At 41.0% G+C, this 24,295-nt stretch carries 23 protein-coding genes and 1 pseudogene; 17 read left to right on the top strand and 7 right to left on the bottom strand.

Going from position 1 to position 24,295, the window contains the following annotated elements:
* Window positions 1-14: 14 nt before the first annotated feature.
* From HWQ42_RS16040 to HWQ42_RS16025, 4 genes are all read left to right on the top strand, one after another.
* Window positions 15-215 carry a type II toxin-antitoxin system VapB family antitoxin gene (locus tag HWQ42_RS16040; RefSeq protein WP_292813718.1) on the top strand — a complete coding sequence of 67 codons (201 nt, stop codon included), beginning with the start codon at window positions 15-17 and terminating at the stop codon, window positions 213-215.
* Window positions 216-775: 560 nt separating this feature from the next.
* Window positions 776-1,273, top strand: coding sequence for a hypothetical protein (locus HWQ42_RS16035; protein WP_292813716.1), 498 nt, complete (start codon window positions 776-778; stop codon window positions 1,271-1,273).
* 285 nt (window positions 1,274-1,558) lie between these two features.
* A complete protein-coding gene (pheT, locus tag HWQ42_RS16030; protein WP_292813713.1) occupies window positions 1,559-4,009 on the top strand; it encodes a phenylalanine--tRNA ligase subunit beta in 2,451 nt (816 codons plus the stop codon).
* A 121-nt stretch (window positions 4,010-4,130) separates the two neighbouring features.
* Complete coding sequence (locus tag HWQ42_RS16025; protein WP_292813710.1) at window positions 4,131-4,400, top strand: YciI family protein; 270 nt, start codon at window positions 4,131-4,133, stop codon at window positions 4,398-4,400.
* 468 nt (window positions 4,401-4,868) lie between these two features.
* Here HWQ42_RS16025 and HWQ42_RS35565 read toward each other — a convergent pair.
* Window positions 4,869-4,940: pseudogene (locus tag HWQ42_RS35565) on the bottom strand (ribbon-helix-helix domain-containing protein); the annotation flags it as partial.
* A 135-nt stretch (window positions 4,941-5,075) separates the two neighbouring features.
* Between HWQ42_RS35565 and HWQ42_RS16020 the strand changes: the two are divergent.
* The 3 genes from HWQ42_RS16020 to HWQ42_RS16010 all read left to right on the top strand — a co-directional run bounded on the left by HWQ42_RS16020 (window position 5,076) and on the right by HWQ42_RS16010 (window position 7,139).
* Window positions 5,076-5,891: an ice-binding family protein gene (locus tag HWQ42_RS16020; RefSeq protein ID WP_292813707.1), complete on the top strand. Its 816-nt coding sequence runs from the start codon at window positions 5,076-5,078 to the stop codon at window positions 5,889-5,891.
* A 28-nt stretch (window positions 5,892-5,919) separates the two neighbouring features.
* The gene (locus HWQ42_RS16015; protein ID WP_292813704.1) at window positions 5,920-6,720 is read left to right on the top strand and encodes a Tab2/Atab2 family RNA-binding protein; all 801 of its coding nucleotides are present in this window, start codon (window positions 5,920-5,922) and stop codon (window positions 6,718-6,720) included.
* Window positions 6,721-6,908: 188 nt separating this feature from the next.
* Window positions 6,909-7,139, top strand: coding sequence for a CopG family transcriptional regulator (locus HWQ42_RS16010; RefSeq protein WP_292813702.1), 231 nt, complete (start codon window positions 6,909-6,911; stop codon window positions 7,137-7,139).
* A gap of 99 nt (window positions 7,140-7,238) precedes the next feature.
* On the opposite strand, the gene HWQ42_RS16005 is transcribed toward HWQ42_RS16010, so the two are convergent.
* Window positions 7,239-8,138: an aspartoacylase gene (locus HWQ42_RS16005; protein ID WP_292813699.1), complete on the bottom strand. Its 900-nt coding sequence runs from the start codon at window positions 8,136-8,138 to the stop codon at window positions 7,239-7,241.
* A 230-nt stretch (window positions 8,139-8,368) separates the two neighbouring features.
* Here HWQ42_RS16005 and HWQ42_RS16000 point away from each other — a divergent pair, with 230 nt between their 5' ends.
* The 3 genes from HWQ42_RS16000 to HWQ42_RS15990 are packed head-to-tail and all read left to right on the top strand — an operon-like array spanning window position 8,369 to window position 10,531.
* Window positions 8,369-9,571, top strand: coding sequence for an AGE family epimerase/isomerase (locus HWQ42_RS16000; RefSeq protein WP_292813696.1), 1,203 nt, complete (start codon window positions 8,369-8,371; stop codon window positions 9,569-9,571).
* Between the two features lie 17 nt (window positions 9,572-9,588).
* Window positions 9,589-9,915 (top strand): hypothetical protein, encoded by a 327-nt coding sequence (locus tag HWQ42_RS15995; RefSeq protein WP_292813693.1) that lies wholly within the window; start codon window positions 9,589-9,591, stop codon window positions 9,913-9,915.
* Between the two features lie 28 nt (window positions 9,916-9,943).
* Entirely contained in the window at window positions 9,944-10,531 is a 588-nt protein-coding gene (locus HWQ42_RS15990; protein WP_292813691.1) for a Uma2 family endonuclease, read from the top strand.
* Between the two features lie 196 nt (window positions 10,532-10,727).
* Here HWQ42_RS15990 and HWQ42_RS15985 read toward each other — a convergent pair whose 3' ends face one another.
* From HWQ42_RS15985 to HWQ42_RS15975, 3 genes are all read right to left on the bottom strand, one after another.
* Window positions 10,728-12,056: an ATP-binding protein gene (locus tag HWQ42_RS15985; protein WP_292813688.1), complete on the bottom strand. Its 1,329-nt coding sequence runs from the start codon at window positions 12,054-12,056 to the stop codon at window positions 10,728-10,730.
* 94 nt (window positions 12,057-12,150) lie between these two features.
* A complete protein-coding gene (locus HWQ42_RS15980; RefSeq protein ID WP_292813686.1) occupies window positions 12,151-13,440 on the bottom strand; it encodes a tellurite resistance TerB C-terminal domain-containing protein in 1,290 nt (429 codons plus the stop codon).
* Window positions 13,441-13,687: 247 nt separating this feature from the next.
* The gene (locus HWQ42_RS15975; RefSeq protein WP_292813683.1) at window positions 13,688-15,037 is read right to left on the bottom strand and encodes an ATP-binding protein; all 1,350 of its coding nucleotides are present in this window, start codon (window positions 15,035-15,037) and stop codon (window positions 13,688-13,690) included.
* An 87-nt stretch (window positions 15,038-15,124) separates the two neighbouring features.
* Between HWQ42_RS15975 and HWQ42_RS15970 the strand changes: the two genes are divergently transcribed.
* From HWQ42_RS15970 to HWQ42_RS15960, 3 genes are all read left to right on the top strand, one after another.
* A complete protein-coding gene (locus tag HWQ42_RS15970) occupies window positions 15,125-15,445 on the top strand; it encodes a TMEM14 family protein (RefSeq protein WP_292813680.1) in 321 nt (106 codons plus the stop codon).
* 870 nt (window positions 15,446-16,315) lie between these two features.
* A complete protein-coding gene (locus HWQ42_RS15965; RefSeq protein WP_292813678.1) occupies window positions 16,316-17,557 on the top strand; it encodes an aminoglycoside phosphotransferase family protein in 1,242 nt (413 codons plus the stop codon).
* Window positions 17,558-17,657: 100 nt separating this feature from the next.
* On the top strand, window positions 17,658-18,746 hold the full coding sequence (locus HWQ42_RS15960) for a T3SS effector HopA1 family protein (RefSeq protein ID WP_292813675.1): 1,089 nt from the start codon (window positions 17,658-17,660) through the stop codon (window positions 18,744-18,746).
* 296 nt (window positions 18,747-19,042) lie between these two features.
* Here the strand turns inward: HWQ42_RS15960 and xth are convergent, their stop codons facing one another.
* The gene (xth, locus tag HWQ42_RS15955; RefSeq protein WP_292813672.1) at window positions 19,043-19,825 is read right to left on the bottom strand and encodes an exodeoxyribonuclease III; all 783 of its coding nucleotides are present in this window, start codon (window positions 19,823-19,825) and stop codon (window positions 19,043-19,045) included.
* Between the two features lie 428 nt (window positions 19,826-20,253).
* Here xth and HWQ42_RS15950 point away from each other — a divergent pair, with 428 nt between their 5' ends.
* From HWQ42_RS15950 to HWQ42_RS15935, 4 genes are all read left to right on the top strand, one after another.
* The gene (locus tag HWQ42_RS15950; RefSeq protein ID WP_292813670.1) at window positions 20,254-21,324 is read left to right on the top strand and encodes a glycosyltransferase family 4 protein; all 1,071 of its coding nucleotides are present in this window, start codon (window positions 20,254-20,256) and stop codon (window positions 21,322-21,324) included.
* 58 nt (window positions 21,325-21,382) lie between these two features.
* A complete protein-coding gene (locus HWQ42_RS15945) occupies window positions 21,383-21,583 on the top strand; it encodes a hypothetical protein (protein WP_292738807.1) in 201 nt (66 codons plus the stop codon).
* Between the two features lie 189 nt (window positions 21,584-21,772).
* Entirely contained in the window at window positions 21,773-22,795 is a 1,023-nt protein-coding gene (locus HWQ42_RS15940) for a zinc-binding dehydrogenase (protein WP_292813979.1), read from the top strand.
* Between the two features lie 70 nt (window positions 22,796-22,865).
* A complete protein-coding gene (locus HWQ42_RS15935; protein WP_292813667.1) occupies window positions 22,866-23,630 on the top strand; it encodes an ABC transporter ATP-binding protein in 765 nt (254 codons plus the stop codon).
* 65 nt (window positions 23,631-23,695) lie between these two features.
* Here the strand turns inward: HWQ42_RS15935 and HWQ42_RS15930 are convergent, their stop codons facing one another.
* A complete protein-coding gene (locus HWQ42_RS15930; RefSeq protein ID WP_292813665.1) occupies window positions 23,696-24,226 on the bottom strand; it encodes an orange carotenoid protein N-terminal domain-containing protein in 531 nt (176 codons plus the stop codon).
* Between the last annotated feature and the right edge of the window lie 69 nt (window positions 24,227-24,295).

The raw sequence follows: 24,295 nt of genomic DNA, 5'->3' as shown, positions 1-24,295 counted from the left end.
GCGATCATCTACACATGATTACTAATCTCGAAATTGACGAAAACTTAATTAAGGAAGCTCTCGAACTTGGTGGTCATCCAACTAAGGATGCCGTTGTAGAAGAGGCATTACGAGAGTATGTGCAACGTCGAAAACAACTGAAAATTCTGGAGCTATTTGGCACGATTGAATACGACGATGATTATGACTACAAGCTACAGCGCCGGAGTCGATGAAAGTCATTGTTGATACTTCAGTCTGGTCTTTAGCTCTCAGACGCAATTATAAAGTTGATGAATCACCCTATGTTGCAGTGTTGCAAGAATTAATTAGTTAACAGATAATAATTTGCCCAAAGTCTTGTAAAATCTTGGTAATTGCTCATCGCAAAAAGCTGGGCTTATTGAAAAAAGAGAAAAAATAATGTCCCTTTTACATAATGTAATAATTGCTAAAATATGGACTAATAATGTTAGAAAGTAAAACTAGAGTGAATCTTGAAGATAAATTAAGCAACGAATTCTTGGAAAAGCGCTGTTGAAGTTTTTGAAATCAAAAAAAAGCTTGTGTATCTAGATTGCTGGTTTTATGGGATTTTAGCTCAAGCGCGAGAAACCAAACGGCTCTCGTCATGGTTATGCAAGAAGCAATTTCTACGACGCGCTGCACCTACGCGCAAAAGTTAGCTAATCGCGTTTTGTATTTTAAAGCTTCACTCTAGCAGAAAACAGAATAATTTATAAGTCTGCTTTCTGGCTCAACTAATAATAAAATTTCTGACTATGGAGTATAAAAAATGAAAAGTGTAGTAAGCGCAGCAGTTATATTAACATTGATTAGTGGAGCAAATTGTCTTCCTAGCTATGGAATATTATCAAATATCAAGCCTTCAAGCATAGAAGTTAAATCAATTGCTCAAGGTAAGCATCAACAATTGATGGCTAGAGTTGGAACTACTTTAAATACTCCATTTTATCTTAGATACGGAAGGACAGCTTACCTCCCCACTGAAAATATTGAAATCAAATTTTCAAAAGTTATCCAGGATTCTCGGTGTCCTTCTGATGTAACTTGTATTTGGCAAGGGCAAGTTATTATTGGCTTAGACATCATAAAAAATGGTCAGCAAGTTTCAACATTAACGCTAACCCTTGTCCCAGGTCGTGATGCTTTACCAATTCAATTTTTAGATAAATATTCGGTGAGATTGATAGAGGTTTCCCCGTACCCAAATAGCAAAAAGGCGATCGCACTCAAAGACTACATTGCTAAAATTGTTGTTAGTAGAAATTAGATGACTAACCTTCGACACGCTTTTTTCTGAAACAAAACACCCGGATTTTTCACAAGCGAGAAATCCGGGCGTATGTAGTTTAAGGTCAAAATCAACCAAATAAAAATAATGTCTTACTTCCCTGCGTAGATACATTCTCAGTATTTACTTAATTTTTACATTGCCAGTCTAACGTAGTAGGATTGTTCAAGTGAAAGGGTAAGCCTTGCGCGATGAGTAGCCATCGATCGCTAGCAGGCACCCTAAAATAAGAGCAAAAGACGATTCCTAAAACAAGCACACTCCATGCGTATTTCTCTAAATTGGCTGCGCGAACTAGTAGAGATAAAACTTAGTCCAGAAGAATTAGCCGAAACCCTGACAATGGCGGGGTTTGAGGTTGAAGAGATTGAAGACCGCCGCACTTGGGCAAATGGCGTGGTGATTGGGAAAGTGCTTGAGCGTCAACCCCATCCCAACGCCGATAAATTGAGTGTTTGCCAAGTGGATATCGGTACAGGTGAAACTTTAAATATTGTCTGTGGTGCTGCCAATGTGAAGGCAGATATCTATGTGCCTGTGGCAACTACGGGTACTTACTTACCCAAAATTGATTTAAAAATCAAACCCGCAAAACTACGTGGTGTCCCATCTCAGGGCATGATTTGTTCTTTAAAGGAACTCGGTTTGCCCACCGATGTAGACGGAATTCATATTTTTACCCAGGACAATTTACCATTGGGTAGTGATGTCCGGCCATTGTTGGGTTTAGATGATGTAATTTTAGACCTGACCGCAACTGCCAATCGCGCTGATGCTCTAAGTATGGTAGGCGTAGCTAGAGAAGTAGCAGCTTTGACTAGTGGAAAGTTGAGCATTCCTGAACCTGGTGAAGTCTCTATTCCCAAAAATGCCGGAAATTTAGCTTTAAAAATAGCCGATACCCAAGCTTGTCCTGCATACATCGGTACGGTAATTGCACAGGTGAAAATTGCTCCATCTCCCGAATGGCTGCAACAGCGCTTAAGGGCTGCTGGTGTACGTCCCATTAGTAATGTGGTGGATATTACTAACTATGTTTTGTTGGAATGGGGACAACCACTACACGCTTTTGATGGCGATCGCCTAAAATCTGTTGCAAGTAGCGAAAATTTAAGCATCGGCGTTCGCTTTGTCAATAATGGAGAATTCCTCAAAACTCTGGATGGACAAACTCGCACCCTAGCAACCCAAAATTTGTTAATTACCGCTAACGAAAAACCCGTTGCACTGGCGGGAGTCATGGGTGGGGAAGAAACGGAAGTCCATGCAGGGACTCAAAGCCTAGTTTTAGAAGCGGCGTTATTTGATTCCGTGGCAATTCGCCGTTCTTCGCGCAGTGTTGGGTTAAGAAGTGAGGCTTCTGGCAGATACGAACGGGGAGTTAACCGGGCTGAGTTGGAAATAGCTAATCGCCGCGCTTTATCCTTAATTAGCGAATTAGCGAGTGGAATTATAGTCCAGCAAGAAATTGCCGACACCCGCCCCGATCCGTCTACCTGGAGTCGTTCTATCGCCCTGCGTTTAGACCGAGTTAATCAGATATTGGGGCCAATCGAATTAGAAGAAGACACAGGTGAACTTCAAGGACAAGATGTTGAGCGCATCCTGACTGCATTGGGATGTCAGCTGACTCCTTCAGGAGAAGATAGCAGCCATCAACCTACGTGGTCAGTTTCCGTCCCACCTTATCGTTACCGCGACTTAGAGCGAGAAATTGATTTAATTGAAGAAATCGCCCGTCTCTATGGCTACAACAAATTCTGCGATACCTTACCAGAAAAAGCGGAAGCTGGTTATCTGCCTTTAGATCAAGAACTAATTCGCAAGTTACGAGCTTTCTTGCGGGCTGAAGGATTGACAGAATTAATCCACTATTCTTTAGTCAAACCAGGAGAAGACAGAAACATAGTACTGTCAAACCCATTATTTGTTGAATATTCAGCGCTGCGAACCGATTTGATATCGGGGTTAATTGATGCCTTTCAATACAATTTAGAGCAGGGTAATGGTGCGCTGAACGGTTTTGAAATCGGGCAGATTTTCTGGCAAGAAGAAGACGGTTTGCAAGAAACAGAAGCCCTGGCGGGAATTATCGGAGGCGATCGCACCCTTGGCAAATGGTCAAAAAGTGGACGCGAAGAACCCATCACCTGGTTTGAAGCCAAAGGCATTTTAGAAAGTGTATTTCGGCAACTTAGCTTGCAAATCGAATTTCAACCCGATCGCCGCGACGAGCGCTTACATCCAGGACGCACCGCTTCTCTGTGGATTCGGGGTAACAGACTGGGGATTTTTGGACAAATTCATCCCCAATTGCGGCGAGAAAAAGGTTTACCAGATTCCGTTTACGTTTTCCAGTTGGATCTAGATGTGCTTTTAGATTCGCTAGAACAAGATGAAGTTCTCGTCCCCACATTCCAGCCCTATTCTACCTATCCGGCTAGCGATCGCGACATTGCCTTTTTCGCACCAGTGAAAATCTCAGTTGTCGAAATTGAAAAAGTAATTACCAAAGCTGGTAAAGATTTGCTCGAATCGGTAGAATTGTTTGATGAATATCGTGGCGAAAATGTCCCCGAAGGACAGCGGAGTTTAGCATTCCGCTTAATTTATCGGGCTAGTGATCGCACTCTGACTGAGGCTGAAGTTGAACCAGTACATAATAAAGTCCGCGAAGCCTTGGTGGAAAAATTCGGCGTCAACTTGAGAAGTTAGGAGTAAATACGGGAAAAGGTTAGAGGTTATAGGTGACAGGATACAGCAAAGAAAAACTATTCCCTGTAACCTGTACCCTGTAACCTATAAACTGAGATTTTAAATTTTTAATTGATTAACCATGCCTAAATATGTACTCTGGGGAACTTACTGCGAAGATGTTATCGAAAAACGCGCCCCCTATCGTCAAGCTCATTTAGACGGATTAGCAAAACAGAAAGAATCCGGTGTGCTGATTACCATCGGCCCCACCAAGGATGTTACAAAAGTTTTTGGGATTTACGAAGCCGAAGACGAAGCCACTGTGCGCCAGTTAATTGAAAACGATCCTTACTGGAAAAATGGCATCTGGACTGAATATTCTGTTAAAGAATGGATTCAGGCTTTTTGAAGAAGAATTCAGGAGCAAAGCCAGAGACGCTCCACTGAGGCGTCAAAATCAGGATTCAGACCCACACTTCGGCCCTTCTCTACGAGACGCTGCGCGAACGATGCAGCCTCTTCTCTTCTTAGGCTGCGCTAGCCGCTACTCGTACAGAATTCATGCTGAATTCTGTTTTGATAAATCTAGTTTGGAGACTGGCTTTCGCAGATATTTAACCACGCCTAAGTCCAATACAGTTCAGTTAAGCATTTCTTTCTTCTCTTTGCGTCCTTCTCTTCGAGACGCTGCGCGTTGGCAGAGCCTCTCGCAGAGAAGGTGTCCTTGGCGGTAGCCTGCGGCAAGCCGCTTTGCGTCTACGTTAAAAAAATTGACTTTTACAAAGAGTTTTAGGCTTAACTGAACCGTATTGCGCCTAAGTCTTGATTCTCCGGGGCGGCAAAGTATTTAATCGGGTAATCAGCTTAACCTTTGTCATCAGCGACTCCCATATTTTTCAAATAAATCATTTAAAGCTTCTGCCAGCAATGCTTGACTACTTCGGTCTTTGTCAAGTGCAAATTTATCCTGCTTTTATACAATGCTAAAGATTACGTAAAGGTTAAAGAAAGCACAATTTTTCCTTTAAGATCAATTAAACTTGTATTCATTAAGGCATACTAATACTAGTGATAATACTTAAAAATGAATTACAAGTACGCAATAGTTTTGGGAATCGTGGTATTCTCCAGTTTTCAAGCGGAAGCAAAAGCCGCTTCTACTTCTATGCTGGGAACGGCGAATAACTTCGGGGTCTTGGCTGCCTCGACGGTAACTAATACCGGTCCTTCCCTGATCACGGAATCTCTGGGTGTCAGCATAGGTTCTTCAGCCATTGGCTTTTCTCCAGGGAGCGTCACCGGAACGATATTCACATCTGATACAGTTGCGGTTCAGGCTCAGGCGGATAACGCAACTGCGTACAATTTTTTAGCAGGCTTGAGTAGCAATGTGGACTTGACAGGTAAGGATCTGGGTGGACTCACGCTCACACCTGGCGTCTATTCTTTTAGCTCATCGGCTCAGTTGACCGGAAAACTCACACTCAACAATCAAGGAGACCCCAATGCGCTCTTCGTTTTCCAGATAGGGAGTACGCTCACGACCGCAAGCAACTCGTCTATTGTCACGACCAACGGTGACGTTCCCAATGTGTTTTTTCAGGTCGGCAGCTCCGCGACTCTTGGTACTGGCACTCAGTTCTTGGGAAATATTCTAGCGCTCACGAGCATCACCCTGGCTACTGGCGCAAACATTAAGTGCGGTAGAGCCTTGGCGCAAAATGGTATCGTGACGATGGATACCAACAGGGTCTCCAGCGCCTGCGATACAAAGCCACAGAAAGTAGCAGTGGTTCCAGAACTAGCAGTGATTCCAGAACCTGACTCATCACTTGGTGTTCTCGGCTCCGGGGTGGTGGGTCTGTTATTCGCCTTCAGGAAAAGATTTAGAATATCTTAAACTCTCACGAATGCCCCACTCCCCACTTATGAAAATTTGGCAGGTTGATTTTTATCGTCGTCCCTCACAAGATGCGTCTGGACAAATTTTATGGGAGTTGTTGATTTGTGACGCAACTCGTAGCTTTAAGTATGAAGCCACCTGTCTCCAGTCAGCAGCAAATTCTAATTGGGTTGCGACTCAACTTGAGCTAGCTGCTGGTGAAAAATTGCCAGATGTAATTCAGGTGTTTCGTCCTCAGTCTCTAAGTTTAATTGAGGCAGCTGGACGCAATTTAAGTATTAATGTCGAACCTACCCGCCACACCTTGGCGTTAAAGCAGTGGTTACAAGAAAAGCAATATCCCTCAACGCTGGATAAACCACCCCCAGCACCATTACCAGAAAACCTCTGGGGAGAACAATGGCGTTTTGCGACTCTAGCTGCTAGTGATGTAGAAACGAGATTTAGCGATCGCCCCATTCCCATTTTGCACATCCCAGAACATCTCAAACCAATCAATTTGGGTTTAGCATCAACAGTTCCTATTCCTGGTGTAGTAATTTATGGTGGACGGCAATCAATGCGCCTAGCACGGTGGTTGCAGCAAGCCCGTGCCGTCAGCTTGAACTACATTTCTGGCGCACCAGATGGCTTAATATTAGAAGCTAGCTTGGTAAATAGATGGATTGTTGCCACATTTGAAGATCCAGAAGTTACAACAGCAGCCCAAGCATTTGAACAACGCAAAAAGCATTGCCGAGGATTGCATTTTTTGTTAGTTCAACCCGATGATTCTGGTATGACTTATAGCGGCTTTTGGTTATTGCAGACAGAAGATTGGTATTAATTTCCAAAAATATTTGTTTGCTTAATTTTTATAGCTAAATAAATCGACTAAAGTGGTGTCTGACTACAAGGGAATATGTGTCTACGCTTTACTGTAATTTGCCTATATAAGCCAGGTATATAAGTTTCGCAAATTATTAGTATGATCATAAAGTCATACTAAATAGTAATACTAAAAATTAATTATAGATGCTCAAAGTCACAATTAGCTTAGAAAAAGACATTCTGCAATTTGTAGATCAGTATGCACAGGGAAACCGTAGTGCATACATCAATACACTGCTAGCAGAACACCGCCGCCGAATTTTAGCAGCAGAAATGATTACAGCACTAATGCAGGATGTTAAAGATGCAGAGTATCAAGCCGAAATTGCTGCTTGGGACGGCGTTGCAGGAGATGGCATAAATGCCAGGGAGTAATTTAAATTATCGGCGAGGAGAAATACCTTGGGTGAATCTCGATCCAACAGTGGATAGAGATAAAATTGAAGCGAAAGTGAGGCGAAGGTGATGAAAAAATTAAACTATTTCTTCCTGCTTTTGACTTAAATACATCGCAATTCCTTTCTCGTAGTAAGCTGCTTCATTAATAAAAATAGGATAAACAGTAGACGCTCCCTCATAGAAAATATCTTTTCCTTCAAAAGTCAGAAACATTGGATCGCCTGGATGCAAAGGTTCATAATCCCTAAATTGAAGCTGGGGGTGAATCATGGCTTGAATTTCCCCGCGTAGATGTAGCCCGCCGTAGGCATCGCTTCTAGGATAATCGATAGTCTTAATATATTTATAAAGTGTAAGGTGGTTGCTTGTCTGCGGAATGTTCCCCTGATTGCACCCTTCCAAATAATCTAAAACTGCATAAATAAGCTGTTCTGTTTCCTGAAATAATTTGGCGTTTAAAACATTTTGAGCTACAGCCCCAACTTCTATAACAAAACCCAATTCGCACAAAGAACGGAGAAAACCATTTTCTTTGGATTCCTGATTAATACAGACTTTCACTAAAGGATTGATAGAACTTAAATAAGCGCCTAACCTAAGCAAGAAAGGATGCATATCACAAAAAATCAGAGTTAACCCCATATTGGCAGTTGTGCTGTGCAAATCAATAATTACATCTATAAAGGGCTGATTTTGTGGTTGCAATATCTGTTGAATTGCTTTTGCCCGCGTATCTTCATAACTTGAGAGTTGAGGATTTTGTAAGCCTTGATTAGTGAAACAACGATTTAAATCTTTTTCAATGTATCGTTTGCCTTCTTCAATAGCTTTGAGATTACCAAGTAATGCCAGAGTTTCAAAACTTGCCCTGTTAATTAAATTAGGATATTGCTGAAACTTTTTGACTAAATGTACTCCTGTTAACTCATTACCGTGGTTTCCTCCAACGATCGCAACTCGTTCAATCTGACTCATAACAACCTCATATCTAAAAAACTACCCTACGGTTATTGAGAATGGTGCAAGATACAAGATAGAAGTATAGCTGCTGCTGACTAAATCTTGTAAAAGACTGACGCGATGTCTACGACGGGCTATGACGCTCGATGACTGGCTACCGCTTCGCTATCGGCGTCGCTCCATGTTCAAGCCAAAATATGATAACTGTTAAGCTGTTGGTTTTAGTATAAAAGGGGAGCAAATTTATGGAGAAGGACTTTCAAACAATGCCTGCGGTGGGCTACGCCTACGCTGAACTTTACAAAAACGCCCTCCTCAACGACGTACTCCCCTTTTGGGAAAAATATTCTCTCGATTGGCAGCAAGGCGGCTATTTCACCTGCCTCGATCGCGAAGGCAAAATTTATGATACAGACAAATTCATCTGGCTGCAAAACCGCCAAGTGTGGACTTTTTCGATGCTTTACAACCAGCTGGAAAAGCGCGAAAATTGGCTAAAAATTGCCAGCAACGGCGCTAATTTTCTCGCCCAACATGGCAGAGATAGCGATGGGAACTGGTACTTTGCCCTCACCCGTGAAGGGAAACCATTGGTTCACCCTTACAATATCTTTTCTGATTGTTTTGCGGCGATGGCATTTAGTAAATATGCACTCGCTGGCGGCGAAGAATGGGCAAAGGATGTGGCTATACAAGCTTATAACAACGTATTACGCCGCAAAGATAACCCCAAGGGCAAATATAATAAAACCTATCCCGGCACACGCCCGATGAAATCATTGGCTGTACCGATGATTTTAGCCAACCTGACTTTAGAAATGGAATGGTTGCTGCCAAAGGAAACACTAGAAAATGTCCTGGCTGAGACTGTCCGCGAAGTGATGACCGATTTTCTTGACCAAGAACGGGGACTAATGTACGAAAACGTTGCCCCTGATGGTTCCCATGTCGATTGTTTTGAGGGACGGTTGATTAACCCAGGTCACGGTATCGAAGCTATGTGGTTCATTATGGACATCGCGAGTCGGAAAAACGATACCAAAACTATTAACCAAGCCGTTGATGTGGTGTTAAACATCCTGAATTTTGCTTGGGATAACGAGTACGGCGGATTGTATTACTTTATGGATGCAGATGGTCATCCCCCACAACAATTGGAATGGGATCAAAAACTGTGGTGGGTTCACCTAGAGTCTTTGGTTGCATTAGCGATGGGCTATCGCCTGACAGGGCGTGAGGTGTGTTGGAAATGGTATCAAAAGATGCACGATTACGCCTGGTCACACTTTGCTGATTCAGAATACGGTGAGTGGTTCGGTTATCTCAATCGGCGTGGAGAAGTATTGTTGAACCTCAAAGGTGGCAAATGGAAAGGATGTTTTCACGTACCGCGTGCATTGTACCTTTGTTGGCAGCAATTTGAGGCGATCGCTAGTACTTTGCAATAGACTTATTACAAAAATTCATGGTTATAACCACAACTGAAGTTGTGGTAACGACAGCTTCAGTTTTAGTAACAACAGCTTTAAGGTTACTTATGAATGGCTTCAACTGTAGTAATAACGGCTTCAGCGTTGATAACTACAGCTTCAGTTTTAGTAACAACAGCTTTAAGGTTACTTATAAATGCTTCATCTGTAGTAATAACGGCTTCAGCATTGATAACTACAGCTTCAGTTTTAGTAACAACAGCTTTAAGGTTACTTATGAATGCTTCTGTTGTAGTAACGACGGCTTAAGTTATTGCGATGCCTGCGGCGGTAAACAACGCAGTCAGTTTAATCTTTGTTAGTGTACAAGTAATATTGGAAAGATGTCTCATGAATGTTGTGACACCTAAGCGATTTACCATCGCTGAATACCATCGATTGATTGAACTCGGATTTCTGACAAAGGGCGATCGTATTGAATTAATTCGAGGGGAACTGATTCAAATGACAGCAAAGGGAACACCTCATACAGTTTGTAGTTCTATCCTGTGCCGTCAATTGGATCGGCTTTTAGGCGATCGAGCAGTCATCCGTGGACAAGATCCTATCACCCTTCCTAATCAAAGCGAGCCTGAGCCGGATGTTGTCATTGCAAGAGGAAGAGATGAAGATTATCTCGCTCATCATCCTTATCCTGAAGATATTTTGTTAGTGATTGAAATTTCGGATAAAACTATAGATTACGATCAAACAATCAAGTTGTCATTGTATGCAGAAGCCGGAATTTCTGATTACTGGATTGTAAATTTGCCCGCTCGTCAACTTGAGCGTCATAACCAGCCATATCAGAATGCTCAAAGTAAGTTTAGTTATCTCAGTAAGCAGATTTCTTTATCGAATCAGTCAGTAGCAATTCCTGGATTTGAAGATGCATTATTAGACTTGAATCGCTTGTTTCCAGAGAGTGCTAATGAATGATTTTCGCTCGTATCCTAAAGTGAGTTAAGCTATTTATATTTTTGCGATAGACCTTAACTAATAATCTGGGCAGGAAGCAGAAAGTATGAAATTTATACCAATTATGCTAATAGTTTTCCTGTGACTCTGCCAGAACTTGACTGGCTAACTCATGAAATTAGCGATTGGCTTGGCTTACCAATTACTAGAGAGTAAACTACAAACTAAATTCAGCTGCGCCGTCCTCATCAACTTCTGCATCCTTACCCACACCAGTAGGTTTAAATTTAGAACCATGAATTAATTCACCAAACGCAATTCCTGGATTTTGGTGAAGAATATTCAGCACACTCATAAAATCCCGCACAATTTCTCCTGGTGTCAGTAATGCTTCTGCACCCAAGCGATTAATAATTTCTTGCACGAACTCTTTCAATTCACGATTTGTCAAAGTCTGTTCATACCCAAAATTAAGTGCATGAATCTCAGCTAAACGTTGCAAAAGCATCAATATTTCTGCTTCACTCAACGGGTTCAACCGAATCACTGGCCCTAAATGCTCCTGAACATTAGCTTGGGCAACAAAACGACTTTCTTTTGTACGTCTTTGCCAAGCTTGGTCTGCAAAAAGTCCGCGTTTGGGGTCTTCTAAAAATTTAGTTGTTCCACCAACAACAATGCCAAGATGTTCTGCTTTACATTGCATGGTGTCGTTAAACATTGCGAGGAGTCGATTATAATTCTTTTCCCGCGTAACGGTAGTAGATATTTGATATAAATGTACGGCTTCATCAACTAGAATTAACAGTCCTTTATAGCCAATCTCAGCGACAAACTTCGCAAACAGTTTTATATAATCATACCAACTATCATCATCAATAATTACCCGCACTCCTAAAGCTGCTTTCGCCTCAACTTTAGTAGTAAATTCTCCCCGCAACCAACGCATTGCTGCATTTTTTAAATTATCATCATCCATTCGATAGCCACGCCAATAAGCGATAATCACACTACCAAAATCAAAACCGTGAACTAAATCTTCAATATACTGAACTACTTCCCTAATTTTCGATTCAACTTGGTCATCAAAACCATCGTCATTGGGACGCATTTGAGTTTCTTTAACCACTTCTTGTTGAATTTTATTAATCCATCCTTCTAAAATCGAAACTAAAGCACCACCATCAGGACGAGTTTTTGTAGCTAGGTGACTCATTAATTCTCGATAAGTCGCTACGCCTTCATTGTTGCTTCCAGCTAATCGACGTTCTGGCGATAAATCAGCATCAGCAACTACAAAACCTTGCTCCATAGCGCGGTTGCGAATTAGTTGTAATAAAAAACTTTTCCCAGAACCGTAGTTACCAATTATGAAGCGAAATGCTGCGACACCTTCTGTAATATCATCGAGATTTTGTAATACGCTTTTTAGTTCTTTTTCTCGACCTACTGCGATATATTCAACTCCCAATCTTGGTACTACCCCTGCACCAAGAGAATTGATTAAAGCAGTGGAGATTTTCTTCGAGATTTTGAGCTTTGCCATGTATTACACTTCACTTTATTCTAAACGCAGAAGCACGCAGTAAGTAGGTAAGGGATATCATCTTACTACTAAATCTGACGACGGCAATAACAATTTAATTTGACGAAGTATGTCTAGCCATGAGGCCTTCATACATCGCAATCATTTTTTTGACATCTGTTATATACTCCTGATAAACTTTTGGACTTTCCGAATCAAAATTAATTATTAATTCCCCAATAGTATCATTTGCCCGTTCATTTATAGAATCGATTAATAAATTTGGCATAGTAATATTTGCTTCGGCAATTTTTTTGATAGCACTATTGGGATTATCTTGTTCAACTATAGCTTTTAATACTTGTAACTCATGTCCTGGAAGATTTTCGAGAAAATTGGTCCATTCTTCGGGGATATTTTCTGATGTCTCAACTTTCGAATTTTTAATAACATCTGAAGATTCAATTATTTCCGAAAATGGAAACAATTCAATATCATCTTCTTGGAAATTATCAGACAAAGGCTCTGGATTCAATGTTTCTACTTGTTGTAGTAATTCCCATACTTGATTTTGTAATGAGTCTCGTTCTTCTTGCAATAATGAAACTTGTCCTTGTAATTGCTGTAATTCAGCTTTGTGTTCTGCTAGTTGAGTTTGTGAAGAATTAAGAATAGCTTGGAGATTTTCTCTTTCGGTTTTCGTTGCTACCAGCAATTGATTGTTTTGGGTTGTCTCAACTTCTAGCTCTTGAATTGCAATTCGCAGTTCGTATAATTTTTCTTCTAATTGGGGTTTGAGTCTGCCTAAAAGAGTTAAATTACTTTCAACTTCTTGTTTTTCGTGTTGTAGCTCGGAAATTTGACTTTGCAATTGAGTGATTTCAGCACGAGATACATTACAATTTGACTCTAAACGGCGCTTTTCTGCTGTGAGGATAGAAAAAGCATTGTTCAATTCAGTTTGATTGTTCTGCAAATTATTAATTTCAGTTTGCAGGTTACTAATTTCTGTTTCTAATTGCTTCTTTTGTCCGGCAAATGTTCTTAATTCTCGCTGTAGACTATCTCTTTGGCTACGGCTTTCTATGACTTGATTTTGCACCTGTTGTGATTCAGAATATAATAAATTATGATGTTCTTTAATTTGATTTATTTCTCTGACAACGCGAGCCTTTAATCCCTCCATCTCTTTAATTCGCTTGCGGAGAGAACCTAAAACAAACATTTCATAATTTCTGCGCCGCTTGTCTATGAATAATGCTGTTGTATGGATAGTAACGGCAGTAATTACACCTGTGAGAAAGGCTTTATTAAAATCCCAGCTTGGGACAAGGCTAAGACCAAAACTCACACTAAAGGCAACTATCACTAGTATAAATCGATTGCTGATCGTAACTGATTGCATATTGCTGGTTTTTAGCGTAGTAAAATTATCTGAATAAGTAGTCATACTAATTTATAATTCTTAATTCGTAATTAAAAAGCAAATACACATAAAATACTTAATCTAAGTGGTTATATCTGGTCAATCAAAATATTTTTCTCAATTTGGGTATCAGAATGGTTATGAAATCTCTAATTTTAGTTAATGGTGCATAACACTGTTCTGTAATTTACAAAAAAGCGCAATTATCAATGAAAAAATTTTGATATTAAGTGTTGGATGTGTTTTTATTTGCATAAAAAAGCGTTAAATCTGCTTTTAAAAAATCAACAAACTGCCGTGCTGTACGTCCAGAACGACCATTATGACGAGTTGCCCATTGTAATGCCTGAAATTCCAAATCTTCTTGGGTAATATTAATTTCAGCTTGTGCCACTAGATGTTGTACAATTTTTAAATAAGTTTTCTGATTGGCTGGTTCAAAAGTCAAGGTTAAACCAAAGCGATCGCTAAACGAAAGCTTCTCCTGCATCGTATCCCAGGCATGGATTTCCTCGTTATCCTTGGGAGTCGGTCTATCTACAAAAAACTCCCGAATCAGGTGGCGGCGATTGGAAGTAGCGTACACAACTACATTTTGAGGTCGCGCCGTTAAATTACCTTCTAAAACTACCTTGAGGGCTTTAAAGGCATCATCATCTTCTTCAAATGAAAGGTCATCGACAAAGATAATAAATTTTTGTGATACACCCCGTAAATGTTCCACGATTTCTGGTAAGTCTTTTAAATCAGATTTTGCCACTTCCAATAAGCGGAGGCTGCGATTGCTATATTCATTTAACAAAGATTTCACTAAAGAAGATTTGCCAGAACCGCGACTACCGTAAAGTAATACATGGAGTGCCATCTCTCCTGATAATAAAAACTCTGTATTTTTCAGCAAAGCATCTTTTTGAGATTCGTAACCGACAAGCGCACTCAGTTTAACCGGGTCAGAATACCTGATACCGAGAAACTGCCCAGATTGCCAGCGTAAAGCGCGATATTCTGCAAATAAACCAGAGCCACATTGCCGATAATAAGCTGCTAACTCTTCTACAGCATCACCCCAATTATCTAACTCTTGTAGATATGTAGTAAATTTTGTCTCTACTCCTACTAATTCTTGCTCTTTATACCACACTACTGGCGAAATCGGCATGTGAGCTACGCCTTGTACCCACTCGCTCAAAGAAGCGCTGCTACACTCATATAGACTTTGCAATACTTGTAAATCATGCTGAACTGCTGTTACTAAAGCTGGGGGCAAATCTTCAAATTCTCGCACTCCCGCCAGCCTTGTAAAAGGATTCTCAGAGAAGAGAATTTGAGTAATTAAATAGTCTTCCCAGTTTTGATTTCTAGCAGCCAAAGCGTGAAAGTAACTGCCGTAGGCTTGGAGACAACCTCGTGCATCGGCTTCAGTGTAACGTATAGCTTGCAACAGTTCCAGAAATGCCCTCCCCACTTCACCTTGTAGAACAGATTGGTAAAGTAAAAGTGAGGCTGCTTGGCGCTGGAGATATTGAACCCTTGTATATGAGGAAGTACTTGCCATTGGCATCGCTTTATTATCCATTAATCAACTGTGTGGTATAGCTAAATAGCTATGGTAAATTGTCTGCTGACCCTGGCAGTAAAGTCAAAGTCTACATAGGTTTTAACAATGAATTTAGGTATAGTTGCTGCTTTTGCCTACGGCATATTAGCGATTGTTGGTGGCGTTATTGGCTACATACAGGCTACAAGTAAAGTTTCACTCCTAAGTGGTAGCATTAGCGGTTTATTACTAATACTTGCCGCTTACTTTCAACTCCAAGGACAAACTTGGGGTTCGATTTTAGCAGTATTAGTTACTGCTGTTTTAGTAGTTGTCTTTGCATTTAGACTGGCAAAAACACGCAAGTTTATGCCTGCGGGATTAATGACGATTTTAGGTATGCTGGCATTGGCGGTGATGGTGAATCAAATGGTGGCTTTAAGGTAATATCGGTCTTTTAGCAATAACCACCCTCCTGTTTTTTGTATAGTATGACTCTGTTTGCCTTGAATTATACTAGTACATTTATATTACTATGACTTGTTACCCCTGCCTAATAACTTCCAGATCAGGGTAAAGTTTTATTGGTTGATTATACTGCGTAGGCGTAGTCCGTCGTAGACATCGCCCTTTGTTCATCTTTTAAGTGAATACGTAGAAAACCCTTAAAATTATCAACCTTGACAAAAGTGCAGTTACATAAGATGCGCTCATGTAGGCTTTGTTTGCGATCGCCCATAGTCATCTACAATTTGTAGGTGACAAAAATAACGTGATAACGAGCTTTCCAGACACAAATTCTGAAAATTAAATCAAAAAATAATTATTAATTGCTAAAAAATTCCGGTTTTTTTGGCTTTGTGATGATAAATAAAAGTAATAGTGTTGAATCTCGTGCTTCTTACTGCGAAGGGTTACTGAAGTTCTTCGCTGTTTTTAGATGACTACATGAACATCAAACAACATCTGCCGCCAATCAGTTTTTTTGCTGGAGATGCTTCTTTGCCACAAAAAAAGGAGATGGAGCCACATCAAAAAGCTCTACCACAAAACTTACTGTAGATGTATCTAAGTAACTATGCTGATAAAGCGTAAAGATGTCACGGTATCTGGGAGCCAATTTTAAAGGAATTGCAAAGGACTTGGTGCCATTTTGGCAGGTTTTTCTCCCAAATATGAGATATTAGTAGATTGTAGAAATCTTTATTGTTATTCACATCTCTCTTCTTGCATTAGTTCCTATCTACTGAAAACTCTTAAGACCAAGCAAATTTGATACGATAAGTTTAAGTAATTTAATGAAGTAGGAAATAATACATGGTATTATCACTGTCTTCTCATAACGTTATCCAGTATCTGCAAGACGCGGGTCTGTGTAGCTCAGAAGATGGCCCATCAGACAAATCTGAGTTGCCAGGAAGTAGTCAGAACAATTTCAATTTACTAGTGACTTTAGCAGATAATCGCCAACTGCTCATTAAACAAGAACGTAACGTTAACAACAATGACGGTGCGCCTCATGAATTGTTTCAGGAGTGGCTGTTTCACCAGTTGCTACAACAGTTTCCAGTTCTAGGTAATACTTCAGCGATCGCGCCATTGGTAGTACATTTTGACGAAGAAAATTCGATTCTTGTCCGTAGCTACTTAAACGAATATCTAGAACTTGCGAAATTGTACCACAACAATGAGATTTTTCCACAAGAAATTGCCACTGCCATCGGCACTACTTTGGCGGGACTGCATCGCGCCACCTACAACCGCCGAGAATATCGGGATTTTATGGCAACTGCTCCCCAAGGAGAGTTTCGCTACGGGTTTTACAATCCAGCGCAAGGGGTAGGGTCGATTGGGCCGGAGATTTTTGGGACTGTTCCCACGGATGCACTGAAATTCTATGTTCTCTATCAACAATACGAGAGTTTGGAATCTGCGATCGCAGATTTGGCATATAGCTGGAATCCTTGCTGCTTAACTCACAACGACCTGAAATTGAACAACATTTTGGTTCATTCCAGGTGGGAGCAATTAGACAATTGTCTTATACGACTAATTGACTGGAAAGCTTGTTCTTGGGGAGACCCAGCCTTTGATTTAGGAACTTTACTGGCAAGCTATTTAGGAATTTGGCTCAAGAGTCTGGTAGTAGACCCCACCATTGAGTTAGAAGAATCTCTAAATTTGGCGTTAACACCGTTAGAGATTTTACAACCTTCAATTATTGCCTTAATTAGGGCTTATATAAATGCTTTCCCGATGATTCTGGAATACCGCAGTGACTTTATTTCGCGGGTTATTCAGTTTGCGGGGCTGGCACTAATTCATCAAATTCAGGAGATGATTACGTGCCGTAAACACTTTAATAATGTTGAACTGTGTATGCTGCAAGTAGCTAAAAGTTTACTTGTAATGCCAGAGCAAGCTGTACTGACCATTTTTGGGATATCAGAATCAGAAATCCTGAATCCTGTGGCAAACATTCATAAATTTCCTCAGCCTGTAAAAGAGCAGCAGTTACTTCGGATTTATTACGAGAAAACTCGGCTGCGTGGTTGTTAGTAATAGGTAGCAGAAAAATTTAAAAAGAACACACAATTCTGCATTCTGTATTCTGACTCCTGAATTCTATTTTGTTAAAGTTTGATTTCTGAATCGATTAATGCTAAATTCCTCTATCAATCAATCGCTAAATTCTCTATTTGATATTGCTCAGAATATCCAGATTGAGTCTAATTTTTGTATTTACCATCCCAATTATCAACCCTTCGCTCTGCCGACTAAAATAGCCGATAGATTTCAGCAAAATTCCGTAGATTTACAACAAAAGTATCTCACTCTCCTACTGCGAAATTTTCTCTATGGAATCTATTACAATGGCTCCCTGCAAAGTACTTTGGCAGTCAATACTGACAATACTAATCAACCGCAAAAACATAATTTAGCAGATAATTCCATTTTGGAGATTGATTGGGACTTTTACGAGCAACTGCACGCCAGTAATCACGGCATCGGTTACTTTGACCCTCGATGGCAGGTGTTGCGGAAAGAACCTGATGGGACTATGGCGGTGACTAAAGGCGGTTTAACACTTTATGTTGAGCCAGATTGCCATCTAGAATCTAGTAAGAAATCTACCAAAGTGGGTGACATGGTAGCAATCTGGATGCCCAAAAATCGACTGCAAAACGGCTGTTACTTAGCAGTTAGCAATGTTGGACAGGAACGCCAAAGCAACCCAGACGCCGATTTAGGAGCAGGGCGAATCTACTTTAACTTTACGGCATCTGGTGCGATCGCTCTCATGGAAAGCTTGACACTGCAACTAAATGCAGCCTCGATTCCCTTTAGCTTTCAGGTTCTCCACAACCCTTCTGCATACGGACGCTATGATTCGGGGCTACTTTACTTTGAACTCCCCGACTATCCAGCAATCCGCACAATCCTTCAGACTGTTTATATCGAAAATCAATCCCATTTCCAGCCCGAAATTCCTTTGTTCACCAAATTTTTAGCTCCAGGGTTAGGTTTAGCCGAAGAACCAACCCAAAAATTTGCGGCACAAGAAAGTTTTGGGATGAACCGTTGCCAAATCGTTGCTAATGCTTTGTTAGAAGCTTGGCAAAAAGGTAAAAATGCAATGGAGGAACGAATGAGGGTTATTGACCAACACTTTGCGCGACACTTAATAGATTTACAACGTCCTTATCTCAATCCCAGCTCTGAGGATATATATAAACCGTTAAATTGATTGATGGGGTATGGGGCATTTGTACTGAGCGAACGCGAGTGCGTCTCCAAAAGTTGCCGTTGGCGCAGCCTCTCGTGGAGAAGTAAGTAATCTGACAGAAATATTTACACATTAGATTTTAGGCTACATAAGGGTTTCAGGTCGAAATTTGTGTAATTAATTTTGTCTTACTACTTATTGGGCATGGGGATAAGGGAGTAGAGGAGGATAGGAAAAGTTGCAGCAAGTTTTTACACTCTGCCTTTTCCCCAATGCCCAATGCCCAATGCCCAATGCCCAATGCCCAATACCCCAATTCAAAATTCCACAATTACCGGCACATGGTCGCTAGGTTGGGTTAACTTTCTGGGTGCGACATCAATAATACAACTTGTAGCGCGTTCATATAGTATGGGCGTGAGATACTGATGGTCAATTCGCCAACCTAAGTTACGACGAAAAGCGGCAGAGCGATAATCCCACCAGCTATAATTTCCACCTTCTGTGGTGAATTTACGAAAAGCATCGGCAAATCCCAGTGCCAGAATATCCCGTAAGGCTTGGCGCTCTGCTTCTGTTGCCATAATGTGATTTTCTGTACTCACTTGCTCATGAATATCCTTATCTTCTAGGGCAATGTTGAAGTCGCCGCACACACAAATTGCAGATTCTGACAACACTAGCAATCGCAAATACTCGTGTAGCGCTGTCAACCAGCGCAGTTTGTATTCGTATTTCTCCGTTCCTACCGCCGCGCCATTAGGAACATATAAGTTCACAATCCGAATACCATCAATTACACCTGTAATCACGCGCTTTTGCTCGTCCCATTCGTGGTGTAAATCTGGCAAAATTGCCCTAAACCCGCTACTGACATCTAGAAGTGGCTGGCGGCTAATCAGGGCTACGCCGTTATAAGATTTCTGTCCTGACATATAAATGTTATAGCCTAACTCCTCAAAAGGCGATCGCGGAAATTCAGCATCCACAACTTTGGTTTCTTGCAAGCAGAGAACATCAACGGGATTTAGGGTTAACCAATCGATAACCTGTTCAAGGCGAGTGCGAATTGAGTTGACGTTCCAAGTAGCGATTTTCATTAGTTAATTATCAGAATTTTTGTAAATTACTAATTACAAATTATGTAATTATTGTACAATTACTTAATATTTATAATTTATTTTCCCTTTCCCAATTACCTTTAAATGAAGCTTGAATGACTTGATCCTATTGAATATTTTAGTATTTTCAGCTACAAAATATTCTACCTTTTTATGATCCCCAAGATAGATGCAACAATTAATAGATTAGCGATACGGTTAAAAGTGTAGCTCAGAGTTGACTTTTCCCGATAGTCAATTGGATTTGTAGGTAGAAAATTTACGGTACGGTTAACCGTTATTGCGCTTTTGATAGCCTGTTAGGTTAATTTAAATGTCAAAAGAGTAAGTACAAATGCTCTTTACTCATAAAATAATGATCTAGCTGATTATTGAGGACAATTTCATAGACTGAACCAGAAAAACTTATGAAAATCGCTCAGGTTGCCCCCTTATGGGAAAGGGTTCCACCTCCTAATTATGGAGGAATAGAACTGGTAGTGAGTCGCTTGACTGATGAACTTGTTCGTCGCGGTCATGAGGTAACTTTATTTGCCTCTGGTGATTCTCAAACATTGGCTCATTTAGAAGCAGTTTATCCACGTGCATTACGCTTAGACCCAAATGTGAAAGAGTATGCAGTGTACGAAATGCTAGAACTAAGCCAAGTTTACCAGTATGCTGACCAATTCGATATTATCCATTCTCATGTAGGGATTTCGGCATTACCTTTAGCGAGTTTGATAACAGTAACTCCTACAGTCCACACCCTGCACAATAATTTTACAACTGATAACCGTCACGCATTTAGCTACTACCAAAAGCAACCATACATCAGCATTAGTAATTCTCAGCGTCAAATCGATCTCAATTATGTTGGCACGGTTTATAACGGAATTGAGCTAGCAGATTACCCATTCATAGCTCAACCATTAGAACCTCCATATTTAGCGTTTTTAGGTCGTTTTTCGCCAGAGAAAGGCCCGCACCATGCGATCGCCATTGCTAAACAAAGTGGTTGGCGCTTGAAGATGGCAGGAAAGGTTGATGCAGTACACTCTGAGTTTTTCCAACAAGAGATTGCTCCCCACATAGATGGTCAGCAAATCGAATATCTCGGTGAAATTAACCACGCCCAAAAAACTGAACTTCTGGGTAATGCTGCGATAACTCTTTTCCCCATTAACTGGCAAGAACCTTTTGGCTTAGTAATGATTGAATCAATGGCAACTGGTACGCCAGTAATTGCCATGAATTTCGGCTCCGTACCTGAAGTGATTGCCCACACTAAAACAGGTTTTATCTGCAATAGCTATGCAGAAATGGCGGCAATGATTCCACTAGCTTTGGAACTCAATCGTCAAGCCTCTCGAAAACATGTAGAAAACAACTTTAGTGTTAGCCAAATGGTTAACGAATATGAAGCTGTTTACAGACAAATTATTAAAGACCGCATAGAATCGAATGGCCGCATTCATGCAGGTAACATTCAATTTTAATCAACTGCTTTTTTTTTACTGAGCTTAAAACAACAATTTTTTTAAGGAGGACATTGGTATGAGTACGAGAGCCAACACCTGCCCATGCTGCGGTGGTTCCCTCCTGCGTCATGCTCGTCATGGTGAACTATATTGGTTTTGCCTGTCGTGCCGCCAAGAAGTACCACTATTAACTGTACCGCTATTAAATACTACTCGCCTGCCTAATGTGGAAACCCGGAACACTGGAGTGGTTCCTCAGCCAGTGGTGAATACCTAGTACCGCAAGGCAGAAGTCAAAAGTCAAAAGTTTTGTATATCAAGGCTTTTGCAAGTTTTCAAATGGTAGCTTGATTTGCGCCATTTTCGATTCATAAAAGCTTACTATAAATCAAGACTAATTTGTTTAAACCTATCAACCAACTTCAACTGGTAAAATCAGATGAAGCTAATTGATAGGTTTAAAGTTTTGTTAGCAGCGTTACTTCATGGTCAAGAAGATTTACGCCTAGAGGAAGTTTCTGACCCCATTCCGGCGGCTGGCGAAGTTGTAATCCAAGTGGGGGCAGCAACAACTTGTGGTACAGATTTGAAAGTCTGGCGGCGTGGTGGTCATGCCAGGATGCTGATACCGCCAACGCTGTTTGGTCACGAAGCTGCTGGGCGAATTGTTGCTGTGGGTACAGGGGTGACAAATTGGCAAGTAGACGATCGCATCGTCGCTAATAATTCTGCTCCATGCATGAAATGCTTTTTTTGTCAACGTCAAGAATATTCCTTATGTCCAAATTTGACCTGGAATAATGGGACTTTTGCCCAATACTTGAAAATTCCCGCACCGATAGTAGAACATAATATGTTGCAGATTCCCGATGAGTTGCCGTGGGAATTGGCAGCCATGACGGAACCTTTAGCTTGTGTGTTGCATGGTGTAGCGCGTTCTAATATTAAGCCCAAAGATAAAGTAGTCGTCTTGGGAGATGGGGCGATCGGGCTAATGTTTGTGGCGGCGTTGAGTGAGAAAGCTGAAGTTTTGCTGTGGGGAGGTAATAACCACAGACTAGAAATTGGTCATAAATTGGGTGCAACCCAGACCTTTAATTATCATCAAATTCCAGAGATTCCGAGTGTAGTGAAAGAACTTACCCAAGGATGGGGTGCAGATGTAGTAATTGAAGCCACTGGTGTCCCAAGTGTTTGGGAAACTGCGATCGCTTGTGCCCGTCCAGGTGCAACAGTCAACTTATTCGGTGGATGTCCACGGGATACTAGCATTACCATCAGTACAGAACAGCTACACTATAGTGAAATTACTATCAAAGGCGTGTTTCATAATACACCAGAATATGTGCGATCGGCCCTTGCACTCATAGCTAGTCGTAAAATTCCCTTTGAGTTACTTATTAGCGAACAACGACCATTAAAAGATTTAGAACAGGTGTTTTCTGATATGAAGGCGCGTAAAGTAATAAAGGTGGCAATAATTCCTTAGTTACGCCGCCTTATGAATTAATCAAATTTTTATAATTATTGCATCTCTACCAAATAATAACTAAATCCTTATGGCAAACACTATTTCAATTACCGATTCTCTAGTTCCTAATCCCGTTCCTAAATCAACAATTATTCGTTTGGACAATATCTTTAAAATATATGGTAGTGGTGAAACTGAAGTCAAAGCACTTAACGATGTGAATTTGACTATCCATGAGGGCGAATATTGTTCAATTATGGGGCCTTCTGGTTCAGGTAAATCCACAGCTATGAATATTATCGGCTGTCTAGACCGACCCACAGGCGGACATTATTACTTAGATAATATTGATGTGGCGCAAATGGATGATAAATCTCTGGCACATATCCGTAATAAAAAGCTGGGTTTTGTCTTCCAGCAATTCCATTTATTACCCCAACTTACAGCATTAGAAAATGTGATGCTACCAATGGTCTATGCTAGTGTAAATCCGAAAGAAAGAAGCGATCGCGCCACGGAAGCTTTGACGCGAGTAGGTTTAGCAAATCGCCTTAACAACAAACCAACTCAACTATCTGGTGGACAACAACAAAGAGTAGCGATCGCGCGTGCGATCGTCAATCGTCCCGTGGTACTCCTCGCAGATGAACCCACAGGCGCACTGGATTCGCACACAACCCAAGAAGTCTTAGATATTTTTGGCGAACTCAATGCCAGTGGAATCACGGTTGTTATGGTGACACATGAACCAGAAGTTGCCCGTCAAACCCAGCGCATCGTTTGGTTCCGTGATGGTCAAGTAGTACACTCCAACCTCACCCCAGCCGACTTGAGTCAGTTAGCTGTCTCGTAGGTTCTTAAAGTCCGCGGGGGCGGACTTTGGTTTGTGTAGCCGCGATTTCTAATCGCCAAAGCTGATTACAAACTTGATGTTTTTCCAGTTTCTGCTTGCGTTTCAATCGGCTTAACATCGGTGTAACCCACTTCACCAGCTATTGTCCGAAACACTGACATTTGCTCTTCAAAATCTAGTCCTTCAATTTCGGAAAGCAGATCGTTAACTGCCTTACTTGCCTGGTAGCTAGCTGGCATTCCCACCACCGTATCCCCCATAGCTACCGCCCAAGCATACCAAACTAGCAGCTGGTTGTTTTCTTTTATCGCCCCATAAGCACGGGAATATTCTGTGTCTTTGCGGTTAACAATATCCCGCATAATATCTAGCTGCTGCTCATCGGATAATTTAAAATAATCTCCTAGCAGAAGTGGCGCTAACTCTGGTTCAGCGGCAGCGGGCGCAGCGGGCGTGATCGAATCACCCATTTTTTCATAAACAAAATAGAACCAGGCTAATTTGGCATCGGTATCTAAGGCGTTAAACCTATCCACCAATTCTTGAGTTTCATTGCTCTGAGCTTGAGAAATAGTTTTGTCGTAACTTGCAGTCATTATTGTTTGTTTCCAAAATAATTTAATAGGCAAACTAATTGTTACCAGAGTTCGACAATCAGATTCTAC

This window comes from Nostoc sp. JL23 (genome assembly GCF_017115065.1).
Classification (GTDB): Bacteria; Cyanobacteriota; Cyanobacteriia; order Cyanobacteriales; family Nostocaceae; genus Nostoc; species Nostoc punctiforme_A.
This window is presented reverse-complemented; position numbering and strand designations above follow the sequence as displayed.

Excerpts from the sequence above, each read along its gene's own strand:
- HWQ42_RS16040 (WP_292813718.1), top strand. The coding sequence starts at position 15 with ATGATTACTAATCTCGAAATTGACGAAAACTTAATTAAGGAAGCTCTC.
- HWQ42_RS16035 (WP_292813716.1), top strand. The coding sequence starts at position 776 with ATGAAAAGTGTAGTAAGCGCAGCAGTTATATTAACATTGATTAGTGGA.
- pheT (WP_292813713.1), top strand. The coding sequence starts at position 1,559 with ATGCGTATTTCTCTAAATTGGCTGCGCGAACTAGTAGAGATAAAACTT.
- HWQ42_RS16025 (WP_292813710.1), top strand. The coding sequence starts at position 4,131 with ATGCCTAAATATGTACTCTGGGGAACTTACTGCGAAGATGTTATCGAA.
- HWQ42_RS16020 (WP_292813707.1), top strand. The coding sequence starts at position 5,076 with ATGAATTACAAGTACGCAATAGTTTTGGGAATCGTGGTATTCTCCAGT.
- HWQ42_RS16015 (WP_292813704.1), top strand. The coding sequence starts at position 5,920 with ATGAAAATTTGGCAGGTTGATTTTTATCGTCGTCCCTCACAAGATGCG.
- HWQ42_RS16010 (WP_292813702.1), top strand. The coding sequence starts at position 6,909 with ATGCTCAAAGTCACAATTAGCTTAGAAAAAGACATTCTGCAATTTGTA.
- HWQ42_RS16005 (WP_292813699.1), bottom strand. The coding sequence starts at position 8,138 with ATGAGTCAGATTGAACGAGTTGCGATCGTTGGAGGAAACCACGGTAAT.
- HWQ42_RS16000 (WP_292813696.1), top strand. The coding sequence starts at position 8,369 with ATGGAGAAGGACTTTCAAACAATGCCTGCGGTGGGCTACGCCTACGCT.
- HWQ42_RS15995 (WP_292813693.1), top strand. The coding sequence starts at position 9,589 with ATGGTTATAACCACAACTGAAGTTGTGGTAACGACAGCTTCAGTTTTA.
- HWQ42_RS15990 (WP_292813691.1), top strand. The coding sequence starts at position 9,944 with ATGAATGTTGTGACACCTAAGCGATTTACCATCGCTGAATACCATCGA.
- HWQ42_RS15985 (WP_292813688.1), bottom strand. The coding sequence starts at position 12,056 with ATGGCAAAGCTCAAAATCTCGAAGAAAATCTCCACTGCTTTAATCAAT.
- HWQ42_RS15980 (WP_292813686.1), bottom strand. The coding sequence starts at position 13,440 with ATGCAATCAGTTACGATCAGCAATCGATTTATACTAGTGATAGTTGCC.
- HWQ42_RS15975 (WP_292813683.1), bottom strand. The coding sequence starts at position 15,037 with ATGGATAATAAAGCGATGCCAATGGCAAGTACTTCCTCATATACAAGG.
- HWQ42_RS15970 (WP_292813680.1), top strand. The coding sequence starts at position 15,125 with ATGAATTTAGGTATAGTTGCTGCTTTTGCCTACGGCATATTAGCGATT.
- HWQ42_RS15965 (WP_292813678.1), top strand. The coding sequence starts at position 16,316 with ATGGTATTATCACTGTCTTCTCATAACGTTATCCAGTATCTGCAAGAC.
- HWQ42_RS15960 (WP_292813675.1), top strand. The coding sequence starts at position 17,658 with ATGCTAAATTCCTCTATCAATCAATCGCTAAATTCTCTATTTGATATT.
- xth (WP_292813672.1), bottom strand. The coding sequence starts at position 19,825 with ATGAAAATCGCTACTTGGAACGTCAACTCAATTCGCACTCGCCTTGAA.
- HWQ42_RS15950 (WP_292813670.1), top strand. The coding sequence starts at position 20,254 with ATGAAAATCGCTCAGGTTGCCCCCTTATGGGAAAGGGTTCCACCTCCT.
- HWQ42_RS15945 (WP_292738807.1), top strand. The coding sequence starts at position 21,383 with ATGAGTACGAGAGCCAACACCTGCCCATGCTGCGGTGGTTCCCTCCTG.
- HWQ42_RS15935 (WP_292813667.1), top strand. The coding sequence starts at position 22,866 with ATGGCAAACACTATTTCAATTACCGATTCTCTAGTTCCTAATCCCGTT.
- HWQ42_RS15930 (WP_292813665.1), bottom strand. The coding sequence starts at position 24,226 with ATGACTGCAAGTTACGACAAAACTATTTCTCAAGCTCAGAGCAATGAA.